We start from the raw sequence: 17257 nt of genomic DNA, 5'->3' as shown, positions 1-17257 counted from the left end.
CCTCTTCGCGAGCAGGCTCGCTCCCACCTTTTTGACCGTGCACGCCCCCCCTTGTGGGAGCGAGCCTGCTCGCGAAGAGGCCAGCCCACCCTCAATAATCCCAGGCTTATGTCCGCGATTCCTGCGGCACCTGCGCCTCCGCCACCTCATCCACCGCCTGGCGCTTGGGCAACACCACCTGCTGTGGATAAGTTTGCGCAAAATGCACATTCGCAGTGTTATCCACAAGCTTCTTCAAACGCTGGTTGAACGCCCGGCTCACCGCATACTGCCCGCCCGACACCGTGCGGAATTGCGCGGTCAGGACCACCCCGTTGAGGTCCATCCTGTCGACCCCAAACACATCCAGCGGGCCTTGCAGGTTGTACTTGAGGAACGGGTCTTCGCGGATCGAATCGCCGGTCTCGCGGATCAGTTCGATGGCCCGGTCCACGTCAGTGTCATAGGTGAACTGCACCGAGAAAAACGCGAAAGCGAACTGCCGCGATTGATTGGTCACCGCTTTGATCTGGCCGAACGGCACCGAGTGCACGAAGCCTTTGCCATCGCGCAGGCGCAGGGTGCGGATGGTCAACCCTTCGACCGTACCGGCATGCCCGGAATCGAGCACCACCCAATCGCCGATCGACAAGGTGTCTTCGATGATGATGAACAGCCCGGTGATCACGTCCTGGACCAATTGCTGCGAGCCGAAACCGATCGCCAGACCGACCACCCCGGCACCCGCCAGCAAGGGCGCGACGTTGATCCCCAGATTGGCCATGGTGGTGATTGCGCAGATCACCACCAGGATGATTTTGATCGCGTTGCGCAGCAGCGGCAGGATGGTTTTCACCCGCGTGCTCGGCTGGCGCGCCGCGCGTTTGCTCAGCGGCGGTTTCAGCGCTTCCTGGATTGCCGTGTCCAGCACCACCCACAGCAACCACGTCACCAGAAAGATCAGACCGATGCTGCTCAACGCCTCGCTGATCGCCCGGCCCACCGCGCTGCTCTGGGCAAAATCGAGCAGTGACACGCCCCAGATCCGCCCGAGAATATCGAGGAAGGCAATCGCGATGACGATCCGCAGCAACGCGTGCAACAGGCTGAGAAAACGTTCCTTGTAGGCGCTGCTGCGCTGGATCGCTTCGGCCTTGCGCGATTTGAACAGGTGCTGCAGCACGGTGCTGAGAAACACCGTGCCGATCAGCAATACCGTAGTGAACAAGGCGCAGCGCAGGGCTTTCTGGTTGTCCTCGCCGATGCCGATCAGGCTGACCGCCGAGACCAGCACCATCAGCACGATCGGCCAGTACCACAGCCCGGAAAAAATCCGCAGCGACTCTTGCAGTGACGGCTGTTTCAGGCGCTGGCTCAGCGAGCGATTGCGGATCAAATGCGCCACCGGCCGGCGCAGGCGAATCACCAGCAAGCCGAAGATGATCGAGGCGATCAGGCCAGTGAACACGGCGATGCTGCTGGTGATGTTGCCGCCCAGTTGCCGGGCGATCTGCGGGCTGGTCAAGGCATCGCTGAGCGCGGCAAGAAAACCGATCAGGAACAGCGGTCGCGGGCAGTATTGGCGAATGATTCGCGCGGCGGTGCGTTTGTGCCCGACATTGAACACCACGACCACGCACAGCAGCATCGAGGTGGAAAAGATGCCGCTGCTGGTTGCGTAAGCCAGACACAGCGCCAAGGCGCGGCCCACCGACGCTTGCAGAAAGTGGCTGACGTACAGGGTCAGCGGCAGGCAGATCAGTGCTGGCACCGTGAACGGCAGCAGATAACCGAGCAGGTCCTGACCGCGCTGGCGCGTGCGCAGCCAGCGGCCTTCGCGCAGGCGTTTGGCCAACAGGCTGCCGAGGACGGTCAGCACGGCAAAGCTGCCCAGCCAGGCGCCGGACAAGGTGAGGAAATCCCCGGCGACGCTCCAGCCCGAGCGATTTGAGGGTTGCTTGACCAGTTTGTCGACTTCATCGGCAGCGCGGTCGGCACGCAGGCGCCAGGCGTCGACCAGATCTTCGTTGAGGTCGAGTTTTTCCTGCACGTCATCGATGCTGGTACTGATCGCGCCGAGCAGCCCGCCCTGCACCAGCGGCTCGGGTTCGGCGGCTTTTTCGCTGGCTTCGGCGCTGGCCGGAACGCCCGGTAACGCTGCCGCCTCGACTTCACTGGCGCCGAGAAACAGCAGCGCTCCCAGCACAATGGCGATCCTGAACCTGGTCAACACGCGGAACTCCTGTGGGTGAACCTGTAAGGAACTGATCGGTAATTGCGCGGCAAGTTCAGCATCAGGGCCACACACATCCCCTGTGGGAGCGAGCCTGCTCGCGAAGGCGGCTTCATATTCAACCGCTCTGCTGACTGACCCACCGCTTTCGCGAGCAGGCTCGCTCCCACAATGAACCGGAGGCGATTCGCGATCGTGACCGCCCGTAACACCGTCGAAACTTTCCCGCCCCCGTCGCAGTCATCACAAAACACCGGCAACACGAGGACTTTCTACGGGAGGATGGGATGGCGGCGATTCACATCGGTATTTCAGGCTGGCGCTACGCCCCGTGGCGCGGGGACTTCTACCCGAAGGGGCTGGCGCAGAAACGCGAATTGCAATTCGCCTCGCGCGCCGTCAACAGCATCGAAATCAATGGATCGTTCTACGCCCTGCAACGGCCGGAACGCTACGCCCAGTGGTACGCCGAAACCCCGGACAACTTCGTCTTCAGCGTCAAGGCACCGCGTTTCATTACCCATGTGCGGCGCTTGCGCGAGATCGAAAAACCGCTGGCGAATTTCTTCGCTTCAGGCGTGCTGGAACTCAAGGAAAAGCTCGGGCCGATCCTCTGGCAGTTCCCGCCCAACTTCAAACTCGAGCCTGAACGCTTCGAAAACTTCCTCGCCCAATTGCCGCGCGACACCGAAGCTGCCGCCGCACTCGCGCGTCAGCATGATGAGCACCTGCGCGGCCCGGTCAGCGTCAAAGCGTGGCGCAAGAAACCGCTGCGCCATGCGGTGGAAATCCGCAACGACAGCTTTATCGATCCCGAATTCGTACGCTTGCTCAAGCGGCACAACACCGCGCTGGTGATCGCCGACACTGCGAATAAATGGCCGTACCGCGAAGACGTCACCAGCGATTTTGTCTACCTGCGTTTGCACGGTGCCGAAGAACTTTACGCCAGCGGTTATAGCGCCGAGGCTCTGGAACGCTGGGCCGAGCGCATCGACGCCTGGCACCATGGCGGGCAACCGCAGGATGCGCAGTTGATCGCCCCGCGCCTGAAACCGCGCCCGCGCAAATCCCGCGAAGTGTTCTGCTATTTCGATAACGACATCAAAGTCCGCGCGCCCTATGACGCACGCAACCTGTTGCAGCGTTTCGATCTGGATAAAGACCTGGCCACCGCCCCCGGTGAACCCGCTGGCGAAGGAGTGTTGGCATGAGCATTCCGGAACCGGTCGGCTTCACCGATGAAGGCTCGGTAAGCGCGCCCTCGGTACGCACCTTCACCGTACTGACGGTCAACACGCACAAGGGCTTCACCGCGCTCAACCGGCGTTTCATCCTGCCGGAGCTGCGCGAAGCGGTGCGCAGCGTCGCCGCCGATGTGGTGTTTTTGCAGGAGGTCCACGGCACCCACGAACACCACCACAAGCGCTTCGACAACTGGCCAACGATGCCGCAATACGAATTCCTCGCCGACAGCCTCTGGCCACAGTTTGCCTACGGGCGTAATGCGGTGTATCCGGATGGCGACCACGGTAATGCGCTGCTGTCGAAATTCCAGATCATCCGTCACGACAACCTCGACGTGTCGATCAGCGGCCACGAGAACCGCGGCCTGCTCCATTGCGTGCTGCGCTTGCCCGGTGACGGCGCCGAGGTGCATGCGATCTGCGTGCATCTGGGCTTGCGCGAGAGCCATCGCAACGCGCAACTGGATTTGCTCATGCAACGCCTGGCCGAATTGCCGCAGGACGCGCCGGTGATCGTTGCCGGCGATTTCAATGACTGGCGCCAGCGTGCCGATGCGCAGCTCAAGCCCTGCGGCCTGCGCGAAGTGTTCGCCGAACATCAGGGCAAACCGGCGCGCAGTTTTCCGGCGCGCCTGCCGACCCTGCGCCTGGACCGTATCTATGTGCGCAACCTCAAGGCCAGCCAGCCGAAAGTCCTCGCGAACCGGCCCTGGTCACACCTTTCCGATCATGTCCCGTTGTCGGTGGAGATCCAACTATGAGCAGCTCGCCACTGGAGAAATCCGCCGTGGAGCCGATGACCATCACCCCACCGGTCCGCGAGCCCGGCCACGTCGACGTCGAGTATCGCTGGCACGGCGGTAACCGCATCGAACTGCTGGAGAACGGCGAGGAGTATTTCCCGCGAGTGTTCGAGGCGATGCGCGCGGCGAAAAGCGAAATTCTTCTTGAGACGTTTATTGTTTTTGAAGACAAGGTCGGCGCCGAGCTTCAGGAAATCCTCATCGACGCCGCGCGGCGTGGCGTGCGCACCACGGTCAGCCTTGACGGCTTTGGCTGTGGCGAGCTGAGCACCGGCTACCTCACGGCACTCAGCGACGCCGGCGTGCATCTGCAGATCTTCGACCCGGCGCCGAAGCACTTGGGCATTCGCACCAACTGGTTCCGCCGTCTGCACCGAAAGATCGTGGTGGTCGACGGCACGATCGCGTTCATTGGCGGGATCAATTTTTCCGGCGATCACCTGGCCGACTTCGGCCCCGAAGCCAAGCAGGATTATTCGGTGGAGATTCAGGGCCCGGCGGTCGCCGATATTCACCACTTCGCCTTGCTGCAAAGCGGTCGTCCGGGACGGGCGAAATTCTGGTGGCAGCGCCGGCGCCAGCGCCGCGCCGAAATGGCCTTCAACGATCACGATGGCCAGGTGCGCCTGGTGTTCCGCGATAACGACCAGCACCACACCGACATCGAAGATGTTTATCTGCAGGCGCTGCGCCACGCCAAACGCCGAGTAGTGATCGCCAACGCCTATTTCTTCCCTGGCTATCGCTTGCTGCGCGAGATCCGTAATGCCGCGCGCCGGGGCGTCGAGGTACGCCTGATTCTGCAAGGTCAGCCGGACATGCTGGTGGCCAAGATCGCCGCACGCATGACCTACGATTATCTGCTCAAGGCCGGCGTGCAGATTCACGAATATTGCCAGCGTCCGCTGCACGGCAAAGTCGCACTGATGGATGAAGAATGGAGCACCGTCGGCTCGAGCAATCTCGATCCGCTGAGCCTGTCGCTGAACCTTGAAGCCAACGTGCTGATTCGCGATCGCGCATTCAATCAGCATCTGTACGAGCGCCTTGAAGACCTCAGCCGCAACCACTGTAAAGCCATGGACCCGGCGAAGCTGCCGCGCGGGCGTATCTGGCACATGACTGTGGGTTTTCTGGTGTTTCACTTCCTGCGGCATTTCCCGGCCATGGCCGGCTGGCTGCCGGCACATAAACCAAGGCTCAAGCCATTTCGAGGGAACCTGACATGAGCCATTCCGACACGCATTCGGCCGAGCACTCGGCACCCACGCAACATTCGAAGTGGAGCCGCTGGAAGCGTCCGCTGACGCTGCTGTTCTTTCTCGCCCTGATCGTCTTGCTGACCATGTTCGCCATGCGCATCGAATGGGCCGAGGTCCTGCAGACCCTCGCCGACTTCAAGGTGCGCACGCTGATCATCGCTGCCAGCCTGACCCTGCTGAGTTTTCTGGTGTACGCCAGTTTCGACCTGATCGGCCGCACTTACATCCGTCAGGACCTGACCTGGAAGCAGATCCTGCCGGTGGGAATCATCAGCTACGCATTCAACCTCAATCTCAGCGCCTGGGTCGGCGGCATCGCCATGCGCTATCGCCTGTACTCGCGGCTGGGGGTGAGCAAAAGCAACATTGCCAAGATTCTCGGCCTGAGCCTGGCGACCAACTGGTTCGGCTACATGACCATCGCCGGCGTGGTCTTCACCAGCGGTCTGGTGAGTATGCCGCCGGGCTGGAAAATCAGCAGCACCGCATTGCAGGGCATTGGCGTTTTGCTGTTGCTGGTGAGCACGGGTTACCTGGCCGCGTGCCGCTTTTCCAAGCGCCGCGAATGGTCGATTCGCAACGTCGAAATCAACCTGCCGTCGTTGCGCATGGCGGTCCTGCAACTGCTGCTCGGCGCGTTGAACTGGTCGTTGATGGCGGCGGTGATTTTCACCCTGCTGCCAAGCAAACTCGATTATCCATTGGTGCTGGGCGTGTTGCTGATCAGTGCGATTGCCGGGGTCATCACGCATATCCCGGCTGGGCTTGGTGTACTCGAAGCGGTGTTCGTCGCGCTGCTGCAACATGAGGTCTCGCGCGGCAGCCTGGTGGCGGGGTTGCTGGCGTACCGGGCGATTTACTTTCTATTGCCGCTGCTGATCACACTGGTGATGTATCTGGTGGTGGAAGCGAAGGCCAAGGCGTTGCGGATCGAGAAGAAACCTTCCTGATGGTTTTTTTGAACCCGACGGCCCCTTCGCGAGCAGGTCGAATCGTCGCACCGTCGCTCCCACAGGTTGCATGCATTTCAAATGTGGAGCGAGCCTGCTCGCGAAGAGGCCAGAAAACCCAACTCATCATCTGGACTGGATGATACTCAACCGCTCCCCGACCACCATCTCGGTAATCCAGTCCACCAGAATCGAGGTATATGCCTGCTGCGACACCGGATCGCTCAGCGCATGATCGGCACCATCAATGATCCGGTGCGTCAATGAATGGGTCTGCTGGCACGCCGCGCGATAACTCATGATCGTCGCATGCGGGACGAAATCATCGGTTTCAGATTCCACCAGCAGCACGTCCCCGGTGAATTGCGAGCAGGCATGCAAGGCGCGGTTGCTTTCCGCGCGCACCAGCGTGCCGCGATAGTCACGCAGATCCGCCTTGTCCAGATCGCGCTTGGGCGTGTGCCACTGCTCGTCGCGGTACAGCGCCGGCACCCGCAGCGCCAGCCAGCGCACCGGGCGCAACGAAGTCAGAATCGAGGCCAGATAACCGCCATAGCTGGTGCCGACCACGGCGATCGCCGACGTGTCGAGTGCCGGATGCGCCAGCAGGCGGTCGTAGGCCGCGAGCAAATCGCGTAGATTGTCCTCACGGGTCACGCGGCTCAGCGGAATACCGGTACCGCCGGTATGCCCGCGCAAATCGAACGTCAGGCACACGCAGCCCAGACCGGCGATGCCCTTGGCCCGTTCCAGATCACGCTCCTGGCTGCCGCCCCAACCGTGCACGAACAACACGCCGGGGACTTTTGATTTGGGGCTGAGAAAAGTCCCGCTCATCTGTTCATCATCAATGTCGATTTGAATGCTTTCGCTTCTAGCCGTCATAGGATTTGACCGTTACATATTTGAGAAGAAAGTCGCTGCTCTCGGCCGGGCCGCGATAGACCTCGATGGCGTCTGCCGGCAGCGCCTGATCGATGTAGGTTTCCACCGAAGACACGCGGATCGCGCGCATCCCCGGATCGTTGACGAAACTCTGCAGCGCCGCGACTTCAGCGCTGCTCGCCCCGCCCATGCGCCAGGATTGCTCGAGCACGCCGCTGCGCGGGTTGCCACTGCTGTCCAGGCCTTGGGCAATGTCGTAATTGCGTCGCGAGGCGAAGAATCGCGGGTAGGCTTCATCCGCAGCGCTGTCGAACACCTGCGCCTGTTCGATGGCCAGACGCACGTCGTCAGGCAGATCCAGCGCCAGCAAGGCTTCGTAATCGCCCTGCACCACCAGCAGATTGGAACCGCCGTAGACCTCCTCGCCCTGACCATCCTCGGTCAGGTATTGCTCGCCGCAGTAACTCAGCACCTTGCCGCCGATGAATGACTGGCCAACGCTATGGGTCACCACTTTGCTCAAGTCCTGCTCGAGCACCACACCTTCGCTGAACAGCGTTTCTGCCTCGGGTCGGGCGAGGATTTCATCGAAGGCGTCGAGACTTTTGATGACTTCCTGGCCGCGACCGGCGCAGGCATGAATCGGCTTGATGCGGATCGGACCGGCGTATAGCAGATGCTCGGCGGCTGGCCGTGCATCTTCCAGGGCGAACACGCTGAGCCCATCAAGCACGACGTTGCGCACCCGTTCGGAAAACAGCGGCGACCAGCCCGGCGGCGCGTGGGCCAGGTGGCTGCGTAAACCGTGACTGATGGCTTTGGTGCAGATGAAATCATGTTCAACGAAGCCGCCCCACAGATCGTCCGGGCCGCTGATGCCCAGTTCCTCGGCGTGGGCGGCGCCGACAATGGTTTGCGTCGGCAATAGGTACAGGTCGCAGCCGCGATGTTTTTCCGCATCGTAACTGCCGCCGAACTTGCAGCCGAGAATCTGCGCCAGCCAGCGCGCCAGGGCTTTGTTGGTCTGTACTTCGTGTTGCGGCGCGTCGGGACGCACCGAGTGAGCGACGACGATTTTCTTGCGCGGTGTCGGGGTCATGCGTTCCCCTTTTGCTGGTTCAATGGTTTCCCGTTGAGAGGTGCAGAGATCAGGCCAATCGCTGCACGCAGCAAAGCTCATGAAAATCAATCAGTTACCGAGAAAATGCTGGCACCGCGCCTGTTTCAAACTGCACGACAGCGCAAAAAATCCCGGCAAATTGCACGATCTCCCATTCGGTCGAGGTCCAAATGTGGGAGCGAGCCTGCTCGCGAAGGCGTCGCATCAGCCAACATCAATGTCACAGGCCAACCGCTTTCGCGAGCAGGCTCGCTCCCACATCAGGGCGTCACCGTTTTCGAAATCGGATTCACGCCAAACCGCCCCCGATAATCACTCGGCGTCAGCCCGGTAATCTTCTTGAAAATTGCGCGAAATGCGCCGGGATCCTGATAACCCACGGTCCACGCAATGTGATCGATCGTGCCATTGCTGAACTCCAACATCTCCCGCGCCTTGCCCACCCGCAGATGCTGGCAATACTCGGTCGGCTTCAGCCCGGTCGCGGCACGAAACCGGCGCAGGAACGTGCGTTCCTCCAGCGTCGCGCGTTCAGCCATTGCGGCTAACGAAACATCCGTCGCGCCGGTGCTTTGCAGCCAGTGCTGAACCTTGAGAATCGCCGCGTCGCCATGGCTGAGAATTGGCGCGAAGTTGCTGCCGCAGGCGCTGGCGCTGTCGCTGTGCTCCATCACCAGAAAATGCGCGGTACGAGTGGCAATGCTCGGGCCGAGCAAACGGTTGACCAGGCGCAGGCCCAGCTCCGACCAGGCCATCAGCCCGGCCGTGGTGATCAGGTCACCATCGTCGACAATCGGCGTATCGGCTTTGAGCTTGATCTGCGGGTAGCGCTCGCTGAAGCCCTGCGCCGCGGTCCAGTGCACCGTCGCGCTGCGGCCATCGAGCAAGCCGCTTTCGGCAAGCATCAGCGAACCCACGCAAACCCCGCCCAGCGTTGCTCCGCATGCGTGCTGATCACGCAGCCACTGCATCAGCCGACTCGGCGTCTGCGCCGCCGAGAAGCCGCTGATCGACGGCGGAATCAGCACGGCCTGCAAATTGGCTTCATCACCGGCGAGACTGGCGTAGATCCGCGTCGGCGGCTGATCACCTTCGGCCTGCCAATGGCTGACCCGCAACATCGGCAATCTTGCGGTCTGCTGCTCTGCGGCAATCCGGTTGGCCACCGCAAACAGGTCAGTCAGCCCATGCACCGCGGCCATCTGCGCGCCGGGATAAATCAGCACACCGAGTTCAGCGATGGCGGCGTTTTCTGCGCCCATTGTCAGTTTTCCCCTGTCTATTGTCGGTGCGGCCAATCCTCGAATCGCTTATCAGCGCCAATACTGGAGTCACTTCCAGCCAGCACATCGAGGACACACCCATGGCCAAGCAAGCGCTCATCGTAGTCGATATCCAGAATGACTACTTCCCTCAAGGCAAGTGGCCGTTGGCCGGTGCCGACGCCGCTGCCGACAATGCCGCCCGACTGATCGGAGCCTTCCGCGAGGCGGGCGATTCGGTGGTGCACATTCGCCACGAATTCACGTCGGCTGACGCGCCGTTTTTCACCCCAGGTTCAGACGGCGCCAAGCTGCATCCGAAAGTGCTCAACCGTGCCGACGAACCGGTGGTGCTCAAGCACTTCGTCAACTCGTTCCGCGAAACCGATCTGAAAGCGGTCCTCGACGAAAAAGGCGCTACCGAGCTGGTCGTCGTCGGCAGCATGAGCCACATGTGCGTCGATGGCATCACCCGTGCGGCGGCGGACATGGGGTACACCGTCACGGTGATTCACGACGCCTGCGCCAGCCGCGATCTGGAGTTCAACGGCCTGACCGTGCCGGCCGCGCAGGTGCATGCTGCGTTCATGTCGGCGCTGGGTTTCGCTTACGCCAGCGTGGTGTCGACTGACGAATTTCTGCGCAGCAACGCCTAGCAACAACTGCAATGCCCACTGGCCCGCCACGTTGCGGGCCTTTTTGCATCTGTCATGAAAATCTCACGCGTGAGTCATTGATGGCACTTTGGATTGGTTGTAGTGTGGCCCACGCGTGAGACATTCATAACCGGATTTCAGCCATGACAAGCCGCTCGAAGGCGCACGCCGCAGCAAGCCCTAAAGGCGAGCGCGCCAAAACCTCCGCAAAGAAACCATCGAGCTTCTACATGAAGCAGATGCGCGCGGGTCTGGCGGCCGCCGGTTATGTGAAACACGAAACTTGGGTGCTTCCCGAAAACCGAAGCTTGCTCAAGCAAATGGAGCAACAGCTACGCCAACCGATTCTGGCTGGCTCATTCATGTCGGAGAATTACATGAGCGCAGGCAACAACTGGACCATCGATAGCCTCTTCAACGCCCTCAAGGCCCTGGACGAGGTGGCTTCGCAAGAAATCACGCTGTCGCTGATCCAGAGCTCCGAGCCGAGCATCAAGCTGGAAATGAACGAATTCGGCGGTCTGCCGATTCACATCGCCCTGGCTGGCCAGCAGATCATCGTCGACACCGTACTGGTGGATGTCGATTCGATCAGCAATGTCCAAGCCTTCAACGATGCCGTGCTGCGCAGCCGGGAAATGTTCCCGCTGTCATCGATCGGTATCGAGTCGATGCCGAACGGGCAGACCGTTTACAACATGTTTGGCGCTCTTAGCGCCGACTCGAGCCTGACCAACATTGTCACCGAGGTGAAAACCCTGGTCGACAACGTGCAGCGCGCCAGCGAAGCCTTCGAACACTTCTTCAAGTAATCAACAGGGAATATCCAATGACTCAGTCCATCTGGAGCAAGTTGTTCACCGCACTGCGCGGCGGCGCCAATGAAGTCGGCGAAGCCATCGCCGACCAGCAGGCCCTGCGCATCCTCGATCAGGAAATCCGCGACGCCGACACCGCGCTGTCCAACGCCCGTCGCGAACTGGTCACCATCATGGCCAAGCACAAACTGGCCGCCGACCGCGTCAGCGAGTACGACGCCAAGATCAAGGACCTCGAAGCCAAGGCAGTCTCGGCGCTGAACGCCGGTCGTGAAGACCTGGCGCTGGAAGTAGCCGAAGCGATCTCGACCCTGACCAACGACCTGAATGCCGAGAAAAAACTCAGCGATGAATTTGGCGCCTACGCCGACAACATGCGCAAGGACATCAGCAAGGCCGAGTCGCGGATCAAGAGCCTGCGCCAGCAAGTGGACATGGCCAAGGCCCGTGACAGCGTGCAGAAAGCTCAAGTCAGCGCTTCCATCGCCAGCGGTGGCGCCAATGGCAAGCTGGAAACCGCCGTCGGCACCCTGAACCGTCTGCAAGCCAAGCAGCAGCAACGCGCCGCTGAATTGAGCGCCGCCGATGAACTGGCCGACGCTTCAACCGGCAACGACCTGGAACGCAAACTGCGCGACGCCGGCATTACGCCGAACGAAGGCAGCGCCAATGCGATTCTTGAGCGTCTGAAGCAGAAGTCCGCGCAGTAACACCTGCGCATTACACTTGTGGGAGCGAGCCCGCTCGCGAAAGCGTCGTGTCAGTCGGCTTCATGGTTGACTGACACGCCCTCTTCGCGAGCAGGCTCGCTCCCACACGGTTTCCGGTGCGATTGCCGCTGCTCGTTCGCCGCTGCGCCCGGTACACTAGCGCCACTTTTTCGCCAACGAACACGTCCACCCGCTTCAAGGAACGTACCCATGGGATGGTTTAAAGATTTGCTGGGCACCAGCAACTGGCAGACGCCTGCGCCGACTGCACACGTGGCCGGCGGCCCGCTGGGGATGGCCCAGGGCAAAGGCGTGCGCTTCGATACGACCCTGGCCTTGCTGCTCGAGGGCTCGACTTCTGTGCGGGTGCCCTTCGATCAGGCAGTCTGGAGCGCGGGCTGGGTCGACCTTGGCCAGTCCAACAAACTGCATCGCTATTACATGAACGACGAAGATTTCTGGGTGCAGATCCACGTCACCGGTGAAGACCAGATCGAATCCGTCACGCTGTTCAATTATCTCAGTTACGTGACCGTCAACAGTGACGCCGAACTGCAGCGTCTGGCCGGCCCGAACAGCAAGATCGGTTTGCCGAACTACACCTACGAAGGCATCGCCTATACCCGCGAATGGGGTACCGAACAGGGCCAGACCGAGCTGGTACCGATGACCGAACACGTGGTCAACCCGGACGAAAGCTACACCATCAACCACCATTCGATGCTCTACGCGCGCGACACCGGCCTGACCGATCGCCGCGAACTGCTGCTGTTCTCCGTCGAACAGGACGAAGAAGGCACCGTCAGCCTGAGCACTTCGCTGGGCATTTCGCTGTACACGACTGATTTGAGCGCCATTTAAAAAAGGAAGTTTTTCATGCTGGAAGTGTTGGCCGTTTCCCTGAACAAGACCGCGCTGGTCGGTTTCGTCGTCTACCTGATTGGCGCCGTGCTGCTGTTCATGCTGTTTCAATTCGTCTATACGCGCATCACTGCGCACAAGGAATTCGAGCTGATCCGCGCCGGCAACACCGCTGCCGCTGTCGCACTGTCCGGCGCGATCATCGGTTTCGCCATCCCGGCCAGCAACGTGATCGCCTATTCGGTCAATGTGCTCGACTTCATTCTCTGGGCGGTCATTGCCGCTGTCGTGCAATTGCTGGCGTTCGTTGCCACGGGATTGGTACTCAAGGGTACCTCTCAGCGCATCGCCAACGGCGAAGTCGCCGCCGGCATTTACGTCGCTGCGGTGGCGATCAGCGTCGGCATGCTCAATGCCGCGTGCATGACACCGTCCAACTGATCGGCAGGAAGCCTTCGATGAAACGCAGCAAATACGTTCAGTTGTCCCTCGCCGCCTCGGTAGCCATGGCCGTTTCCGGCCAGGCGAGCGCCGCGGAGCAACCGCGCAGTTTCCAGAGCGTCGAGCAATGCGTCGATGCCGAAGTGGCCGCCGATGTCTGTTCCAACGCCTACGTTGCCGCGCTGGCGGAACACCGGCGTATCGCGCCGGCATACGACAACAAGACCAAGTGCGATGCGGATTTTGCCGCTGACTGGTGTCAGAAAAATTCCGATGGCCGCTTCGTGCCGAAACTCGGCGGTTTCAAGATCCCGCAGAACGGTGAAGCCGAACAGAACCTCGATGCCATCGCCAATGCGCAAATGCCTGCCGGTGACAGCACCACACAGAATGCGCAAAGCACTTCGCACTCTTCCGGTGGCGGTGCTGGTGGCGGCAATGGCTGGCTGACTGGTTGGCTGATCGGCAATGCCATGAGCAACAATGCCAATCGCACGGTTTATCGCGATCGCGACACCCGCCAGACTTACAACACCTCGACGCAGTACCGCCGCGCCGAAACGACCGCGCGCAGCCAACCCGATTACGAAAGCACTAAGAGCAAACCGGTCAACGTCGCCTCTTCGACGTCGCGTGGCGGCTTCGGCAGTCAGTCCAGCGCCCGCAGCGGCTGGGGTGGCTGGAGCAGCAGTTCCGGGCGTTCGAGCAGCTGATCATGAAGAAGATCGCCTGCGCCGAGCGGCCCGACTGGAAGCACACCGCCGAGAGCCTCGGCTTTCTGTTCCATACCATCGACGACGAGCCGTACTGGGACGAAAGCGCGCATTACCAGTTCAGCCTGGCGCAGATCGAAAACGATCTCGAGGACCCGACCACCGAGCTGCACGAGATGTGCATGGACCTGGTCGAACGCGTCGTGCACAGCGAAGAACTGCTGGACCGCCTGAGCATTCCGCCGTCGTACTACGACCTGATCCGCACCTCCTGGCGGGAAGGTCATCCGCATCTGTACGGGCGCATGGACTTTTCCTACAGCGGTAACGGCCCGGCGAAACTGCTCGAACTCAATTACGACACGCCGACCAGCCTCTACGAAGCCGCAGCGTTTCAGTGGGGCTGGCTGGAACAGTGCATCGAACGCGGCATGCTGCCGCGCCATGCCGACCAGTTCAACAGCATCGACACCAAACTGCACCAGGCTTTCGCCGAACTGCAGCTCAAGCGTCCGTTCTATTTCGCCTCGATGAAAGACTCCCTCGAAGACAAGGGCACTACCGATTACCTGCGCCTGATCGCGGAAAAGGTCGGCATCGAGTCGCGGCAGATCGATATCGAAGACATCGGCCTGACAGCCGAGGGTCGCTTCGTCGACCTCGAGGATCGCTGGATCCCGCACCTGTTCAAACTGCATGCCTGGGAATTCATCTTCCACGAACCGTTCGGCGCAGCGATTGCCGCCTGCGACACACAATTTTTCGAGCCGGCATGGAAGGCAATTCTATCCAATAAAGGCGTGTTGCCATTGTTGTGGGAGATGCACAAGGGTCATCCGAATCTGCTGGCCGCGCATCTCGATCCGAATCCGCAAAGCGCGGTGCCGAAAGGCTGGGTGCGCAAACCGTACTTTTCCCGTGAAGGCGCGAACATCGAGCTGCAAACCGCTGAAGGAATAATCGTCAAAGAGGACGGCCCCTACACCGATGCGCCATTTATCCTGCAGGAATTTGCGCCGTTGCCGAAGTTTGGCGACAGCTACACGCTGATCGGTTCGTGGGTGATCGGTGATGAGGCGGCGGGAATTGGCGTGCGTGAGGACAACAGCCTGATCACAAAAGACTCCAGTCGCTTCCTGCCCCACCTGATCCTCGACTAGAACACCAGTCCCCATGTGGGAGCGAGCCTGCTTGCGAAAGCGTCAGGTCAGTCAATGCAAAGGGTGACTGACAGGTCGCTCCCACAGTAGATCGAAGGCAACCTTGAATTTGCGGCACAAAAAAGGCCCGTCGCGTAACACGACAGGCCTTTTCATTTACAGCGGATGCAGCGGCAAATCAGAACGGAATATCGTCATCGAAGCTGTCGAAATCCGGAGCCGGTTGCGGTGCGGCCTGCTGTGGCGCTGGCGGCGCCGAACGCTGCTGCGGTGCCGACTGCTGCGGGCGTGGAGCCTGCTGACGTGGCGCCTGCTGCTGGTAGTTGTTGCCGCCGCCTTGCTGGTCGCCCTGTTGTGGACGGCCGCCGAGCAGTTGCATGGTGCCTTGCATGTCGACCACGATTTCAGTGGTGTAACGCTTGATACCGTCTTTTTCCCATTCACGGGTCTGCAGCTTGCCTTCGATGTACACCTGCGAACCCTTGCGCAGGTATTCGCCGGCGATTTCGGCAACCTTGCCGAACATCGACACTCGGTGCCATTCGGTCTTCTCGACCTTCTGACCGGTTTGCTTGTCGGTCCATTGTTCGCTGGTGGCCAGACTCAGGTTGGTCACGGCGTTACCGTTCGGCAGGTAGCGAACTTCGGGATCCTGGCCGCAAGTGCCGACCAATATGACTTTGTTAACCCCACGGGCCATAACGTTCTCCTAGGCTTAGCACGCAGCCCCGGCCGGGTTGTTCACCAGGCGTTCGAGGGTGTCGCGATCCACTAATTCTTTGTCCAGTTTGATGTAAACAGCCGCCTCGTCAGCGACTATCACTGCATCCGTTACCCCTACGAGGGCCTTGAGACGCTCGACCAGACCCGCTTCGCGGATCGCTTCGGGCGACAACGGCAAGCGCAGGCTCGTCACGTAGGGAGGTTCGCGCATGGTAACAGCAAAGGCCAGCCAAAGTGCAGCCAGCCCGGCACATCCAAGGAACACAACCGACAGACCGCCATGCTGAAACAGCCAGCCGCCGAGTATCCCGCCGAGTGCCGATCCGAGGAACTGGCTGGTGGAGTACACGCCCATGGCCGTGCCCTTGCCACCTGCCGGTGAAACCTTGCTGATCAGCGACGGCAACGATGCCTCCAGCAGATTGAACGCGGTGAAGAACACCACCGTGCCGATCACCAGAGCGCGCAGGCTGTCGCCGAACTGCCAGAAGAATAGTTCAGTCAGCATGAGTGTCATGACGGCGCCGAGCAAAACTCGTTTCATTTTGCGTCGCTTCTCGCCATAGATGATGAAAGGGATCATGGCGAAGAAGGAAATCACCAGCGCGGTCAGATACACCCACCAGTGCTGTTCCTTGGGCAAACCGGCTTTTTCCACCAGCGCCAACGGCAAGGCGACGAAGCTCGACATCAACATGGCATGTAACACAAAGATGCCCAGGTCGAGGCGCAGCAGGTCCGGATGCTTGAGCGTCGGCAGCAATGCCTGCCGCGCCACCCCGGATTCACGATGCTGCAGCGGCCCGGTGGAACGCGGCACCATGAACATGATGATCAGAATGCCGATCAGCGCCATGCCGCCAGTGGCAAGGAACAACCCCGACAGCCCGAACGCACGGGTCAGCAACGGCCCGACCACCATCGCCACGGCGAACGACAGGCCGATGGTCATGCCGATCATCGCCATGGCTTTGGTGCGGTGTTGTTCGCGGGTCAGGTCGGACAGCAGCGCCATCACCGCCGCGGAAATCGCCCCGGCGCCTTGCAGGATCCGCCCGGCGATCACGCCCCAGATCGAATCGGCCTGCGAGGCCAGGACACTGCCGAGGGCGAAGACGATCAGCCCCAGATAAATCACCGGACGGCGGCCGATGCGGTCGGAAATGATCCCGAACGGAATCTGGAAAATCGCCTGGGTCAGGCCGTAAGCGCCGATCGCCAGGCCGATCAGCGCCGGGGTCGCGCCCGCCAGATCCATGCCATAGGTCGCCAGTACCGGCAACACCATGAACATGCCCAGCATACGGAAGGCGAACACCAGGGCCAGACCGCTCGCCGCGCGGGTCTCGCTGCCACTCATGCGTTCGCTGTGGGGATCGTGCATGGAAAAACCTCGTGTGAACCGGCGGCGATTCTACCAGTCCCATCGGAAGA

The 17257-nt window shown here is 60.9% G+C and carries 17 protein-coding genes; 11 read left to right on the top strand and 6 right to left on the bottom strand.

The window, feature by feature from the left end; all coding sequences use genetic code 11:
- Positions 1–106 precede the first annotated feature (106 nt).
- Positions 107–2209: a mechanosensitive ion channel family protein gene (locus tag ACGSLL_RS27195; protein WP_394508561.1), complete on the bottom strand. Its 2103-nt coding sequence runs from the start codon at positions 2207–2209 to the stop codon at positions 107–109.
- A 290-nt stretch (positions 2210–2499) separates the two neighbouring features.
- Between ACGSLL_RS27195 and ACGSLL_RS27190 the strand changes: the two genes are divergently transcribed.
- From ACGSLL_RS27190 to ACGSLL_RS27175, 4 genes are read left to right on the top strand one after another with little or no spacing between them, the layout of a single operon-like run.
- Positions 2500–3426 carry a DUF72 domain-containing protein gene (locus ACGSLL_RS27190; protein WP_394508552.1) on the top strand — a complete coding sequence of 309 codons (927 nt, stop codon included), beginning with the start codon at positions 2500–2502 and terminating at the stop codon, positions 3424–3426.
- Entirely contained in the window at positions 3423–4220 is a 798-nt protein-coding gene (locus ACGSLL_RS27185; protein ID WP_394508551.1) for an endonuclease/exonuclease/phosphatase family protein, read from the top strand. Before ACGSLL_RS27190 ends, ACGSLL_RS27185 begins: the two co-directional genes overlap by 4 nt.
- A complete protein-coding gene (gene clsB, locus ACGSLL_RS27180; RefSeq protein ID WP_394508550.1) occupies positions 4217–5491 on the top strand; it encodes a cardiolipin synthase ClsB in 1275 nt (424 codons plus the stop codon). The genes ACGSLL_RS27185 and clsB overlap by 4 nt, the downstream gene beginning before the upstream one ends.
- Positions 5488–6474 carry a lysylphosphatidylglycerol synthase domain-containing protein gene (locus tag ACGSLL_RS27175; protein WP_394508549.1) on the top strand — a complete coding sequence of 329 codons (987 nt, stop codon included), beginning with the start codon at positions 5488–5490 and terminating at the stop codon, positions 6472–6474. The genes clsB and ACGSLL_RS27175 overlap by 4 nt, the downstream gene beginning before the upstream one ends.
- Positions 6475–6600: 126 nt before the next feature.
- On the opposite strand, the gene ACGSLL_RS27170 is transcribed toward ACGSLL_RS27175, so the two are convergent.
- From ACGSLL_RS27170 to ACGSLL_RS27160, 3 genes are all read right to left on the bottom strand, one after another.
- Entirely contained in the window at positions 6601–7359 is a 759-nt protein-coding gene (locus tag ACGSLL_RS27170) for an alpha/beta hydrolase family protein (RefSeq protein ID WP_208939576.1), read from the bottom strand.
- Positions 7349–8458, bottom strand: coding sequence for a DUF3182 family protein (locus ACGSLL_RS27165; RefSeq protein ID WP_394508548.1), 1110 nt, complete (start codon positions 8456–8458; stop codon positions 7349–7351). Before ACGSLL_RS27165 ends, ACGSLL_RS27170 begins: the two co-directional genes overlap by 11 nt.
- A 281-nt stretch (positions 8459–8739) precedes the next feature.
- Entirely contained in the window at positions 8740–9741 is a 1002-nt protein-coding gene (locus ACGSLL_RS27160; RefSeq protein WP_394508547.1) for a GlxA family transcriptional regulator, read from the bottom strand.
- Between the two features lie 101 nt (positions 9742–9842).
- On the opposite strand from ACGSLL_RS27160, the gene ACGSLL_RS27155 reads away from it, so the two are divergent.
- The 7 genes from ACGSLL_RS27155 to ACGSLL_RS27125 all read left to right on the top strand — a co-directional run bounded on the left by ACGSLL_RS27155 (position 9843) and on the right by ACGSLL_RS27125 (position 15100).
- The gene (locus ACGSLL_RS27155) at positions 9843–10397 is read left to right on the top strand and encodes a cysteine hydrolase family protein (protein WP_394508546.1); all 555 of its coding nucleotides are present in this window, start codon (positions 9843–9845) and stop codon (positions 10395–10397) included.
- A 230-nt stretch (positions 10398–10627) separates the two neighbouring features.
- Positions 10628–11209, top strand: a complete 582-nt coding sequence (locus ACGSLL_RS27150; RefSeq protein ID WP_203419683.1) for a YjfI family protein — start codon at positions 10628–10630, stop codon at positions 11207–11209.
- A 17-nt stretch (positions 11210–11226) separates the two neighbouring features.
- Positions 11227–11925 carry a PspA/IM30 family protein gene (locus ACGSLL_RS27145; RefSeq protein WP_090286755.1) on the top strand — a complete coding sequence of 233 codons (699 nt, stop codon included), beginning with the start codon at positions 11227–11229 and terminating at the stop codon, positions 11923–11925.
- A 210-nt stretch (positions 11926–12135) separates the two neighbouring features.
- Entirely contained in the window at positions 12136–12786 is a 651-nt protein-coding gene (locus ACGSLL_RS27140) for a DUF2491 family protein (RefSeq protein ID WP_394508545.1), read from the top strand.
- A gap of 15 nt (positions 12787–12801) precedes the next feature.
- Positions 12802–13227 (top strand): DUF350 domain-containing protein, encoded by a 426-nt coding sequence (locus ACGSLL_RS27135; protein WP_394508544.1) that lies wholly within the window; start codon positions 12802–12804, stop codon positions 13225–13227.
- Positions 13228–13244: 17 nt separating this feature from the next.
- Positions 13245–13940 (top strand): DUF1190 domain-containing protein, encoded by a 696-nt coding sequence (locus tag ACGSLL_RS27130; protein ID WP_394508543.1) that lies wholly within the window; start codon positions 13245–13247, stop codon positions 13938–13940.
- 2 nt (positions 13941–13942) lie between these two features.
- On the top strand, positions 13943–15100 hold the full coding sequence (locus tag ACGSLL_RS27125; RefSeq protein ID WP_394508542.1) for a glutathionylspermidine synthase family protein: 1158 nt from the start codon (positions 13943–13945) through the stop codon (positions 15098–15100).
- 178 nt (positions 15101–15278) lie between these two features.
- On the opposite strand, the gene ACGSLL_RS27120 is transcribed toward ACGSLL_RS27125, so the two are convergent.
- Entirely contained in the window at positions 15279–15800 is a 522-nt protein-coding gene (locus tag ACGSLL_RS27120) for a single-stranded DNA-binding protein (RefSeq protein ID WP_042610650.1), read from the bottom strand.
- A gap of 15 nt (positions 15801–15815) precedes the next feature.
- The gene (locus tag ACGSLL_RS27115; protein ID WP_394508541.1) at positions 15816–17207 is read right to left on the bottom strand and encodes an MFS transporter; all 1392 of its coding nucleotides are present in this window, start codon (positions 17205–17207) and stop codon (positions 15816–15818) included.
- Positions 17208–17257: the final 50 nt, after the last annotated feature.

Source organism: Pseudomonas retamae, assembly GCF_043496865.1.
GTDB lineage: Bacteria > Pseudomonadota > Gammaproteobacteria > Pseudomonadales > Pseudomonadaceae > Aquipseudomonas > Aquipseudomonas retamae.
This window is presented reverse-complemented; position numbering and strand designations above follow the sequence as displayed.

Excerpts from the sequence above, each read along its gene's own strand:
- ACGSLL_RS27190 (WP_394508552.1), top strand. The coding sequence starts at position 2,500 with ATGGCGGCGATTCACATCGGTATTTCAGGCTGGCGCTACGCCCCGTGG.
- ACGSLL_RS27185 (WP_394508551.1), top strand. The coding sequence starts at position 3,423 with ATGAGCATTCCGGAACCGGTCGGCTTCACCGATGAAGGCTCGGTAAGC.
- clsB (WP_394508550.1), top strand. The coding sequence starts at position 4,217 with ATGAGCAGCTCGCCACTGGAGAAATCCGCCGTGGAGCCGATGACCATC.
- ACGSLL_RS27175 (WP_394508549.1), top strand. The coding sequence starts at position 5,488 with ATGAGCCATTCCGACACGCATTCGGCCGAGCACTCGGCACCCACGCAA.
- ACGSLL_RS27170 (WP_208939576.1), bottom strand. The coding sequence starts at position 7,359 with ATGACGGCTAGAAGCGAAAGCATTCAAATCGACATTGATGATGAACAG.
- ACGSLL_RS27165 (WP_394508548.1), bottom strand. The coding sequence starts at position 8,458 with ATGACCCCGACACCGCGCAAGAAAATCGTCGTCGCTCACTCGGTGCGT.
- ACGSLL_RS27160 (WP_394508547.1), bottom strand. The coding sequence starts at position 9,741 with ATGGGCGCAGAAAACGCCGCCATCGCTGAACTCGGTGTGCTGATTTAT.
- ACGSLL_RS27155 (WP_394508546.1), top strand. The coding sequence starts at position 9,843 with ATGGCCAAGCAAGCGCTCATCGTAGTCGATATCCAGAATGACTACTTC.
- ACGSLL_RS27150 (WP_203419683.1), top strand. The coding sequence starts at position 10,628 with ATGAAGCAGATGCGCGCGGGTCTGGCGGCCGCCGGTTATGTGAAACAC.
- ACGSLL_RS27145 (WP_090286755.1), top strand. The coding sequence starts at position 11,227 with ATGACTCAGTCCATCTGGAGCAAGTTGTTCACCGCACTGCGCGGCGGC.
- ACGSLL_RS27140 (WP_394508545.1), top strand. The coding sequence starts at position 12,136 with ATGGGATGGTTTAAAGATTTGCTGGGCACCAGCAACTGGCAGACGCCT.
- ACGSLL_RS27135 (WP_394508544.1), top strand. The coding sequence starts at position 12,802 with ATGCTGGAAGTGTTGGCCGTTTCCCTGAACAAGACCGCGCTGGTCGGT.
- ACGSLL_RS27130 (WP_394508543.1), top strand. The coding sequence starts at position 13,245 with ATGAAACGCAGCAAATACGTTCAGTTGTCCCTCGCCGCCTCGGTAGCC.
- ACGSLL_RS27125 (WP_394508542.1), top strand. The coding sequence starts at position 13,943 with ATGAAGAAGATCGCCTGCGCCGAGCGGCCCGACTGGAAGCACACCGCC.
- ACGSLL_RS27120 (WP_042610650.1), bottom strand. The coding sequence starts at position 15,800 with ATGGCCCGTGGGGTTAACAAAGTCATATTGGTCGGCACTTGCGGCCAG.
- ACGSLL_RS27115 (WP_394508541.1), bottom strand. The coding sequence starts at position 17,207 with ATGCACGATCCCCACAGCGAACGCATGAGTGGCAGCGAGACCCGCGCG.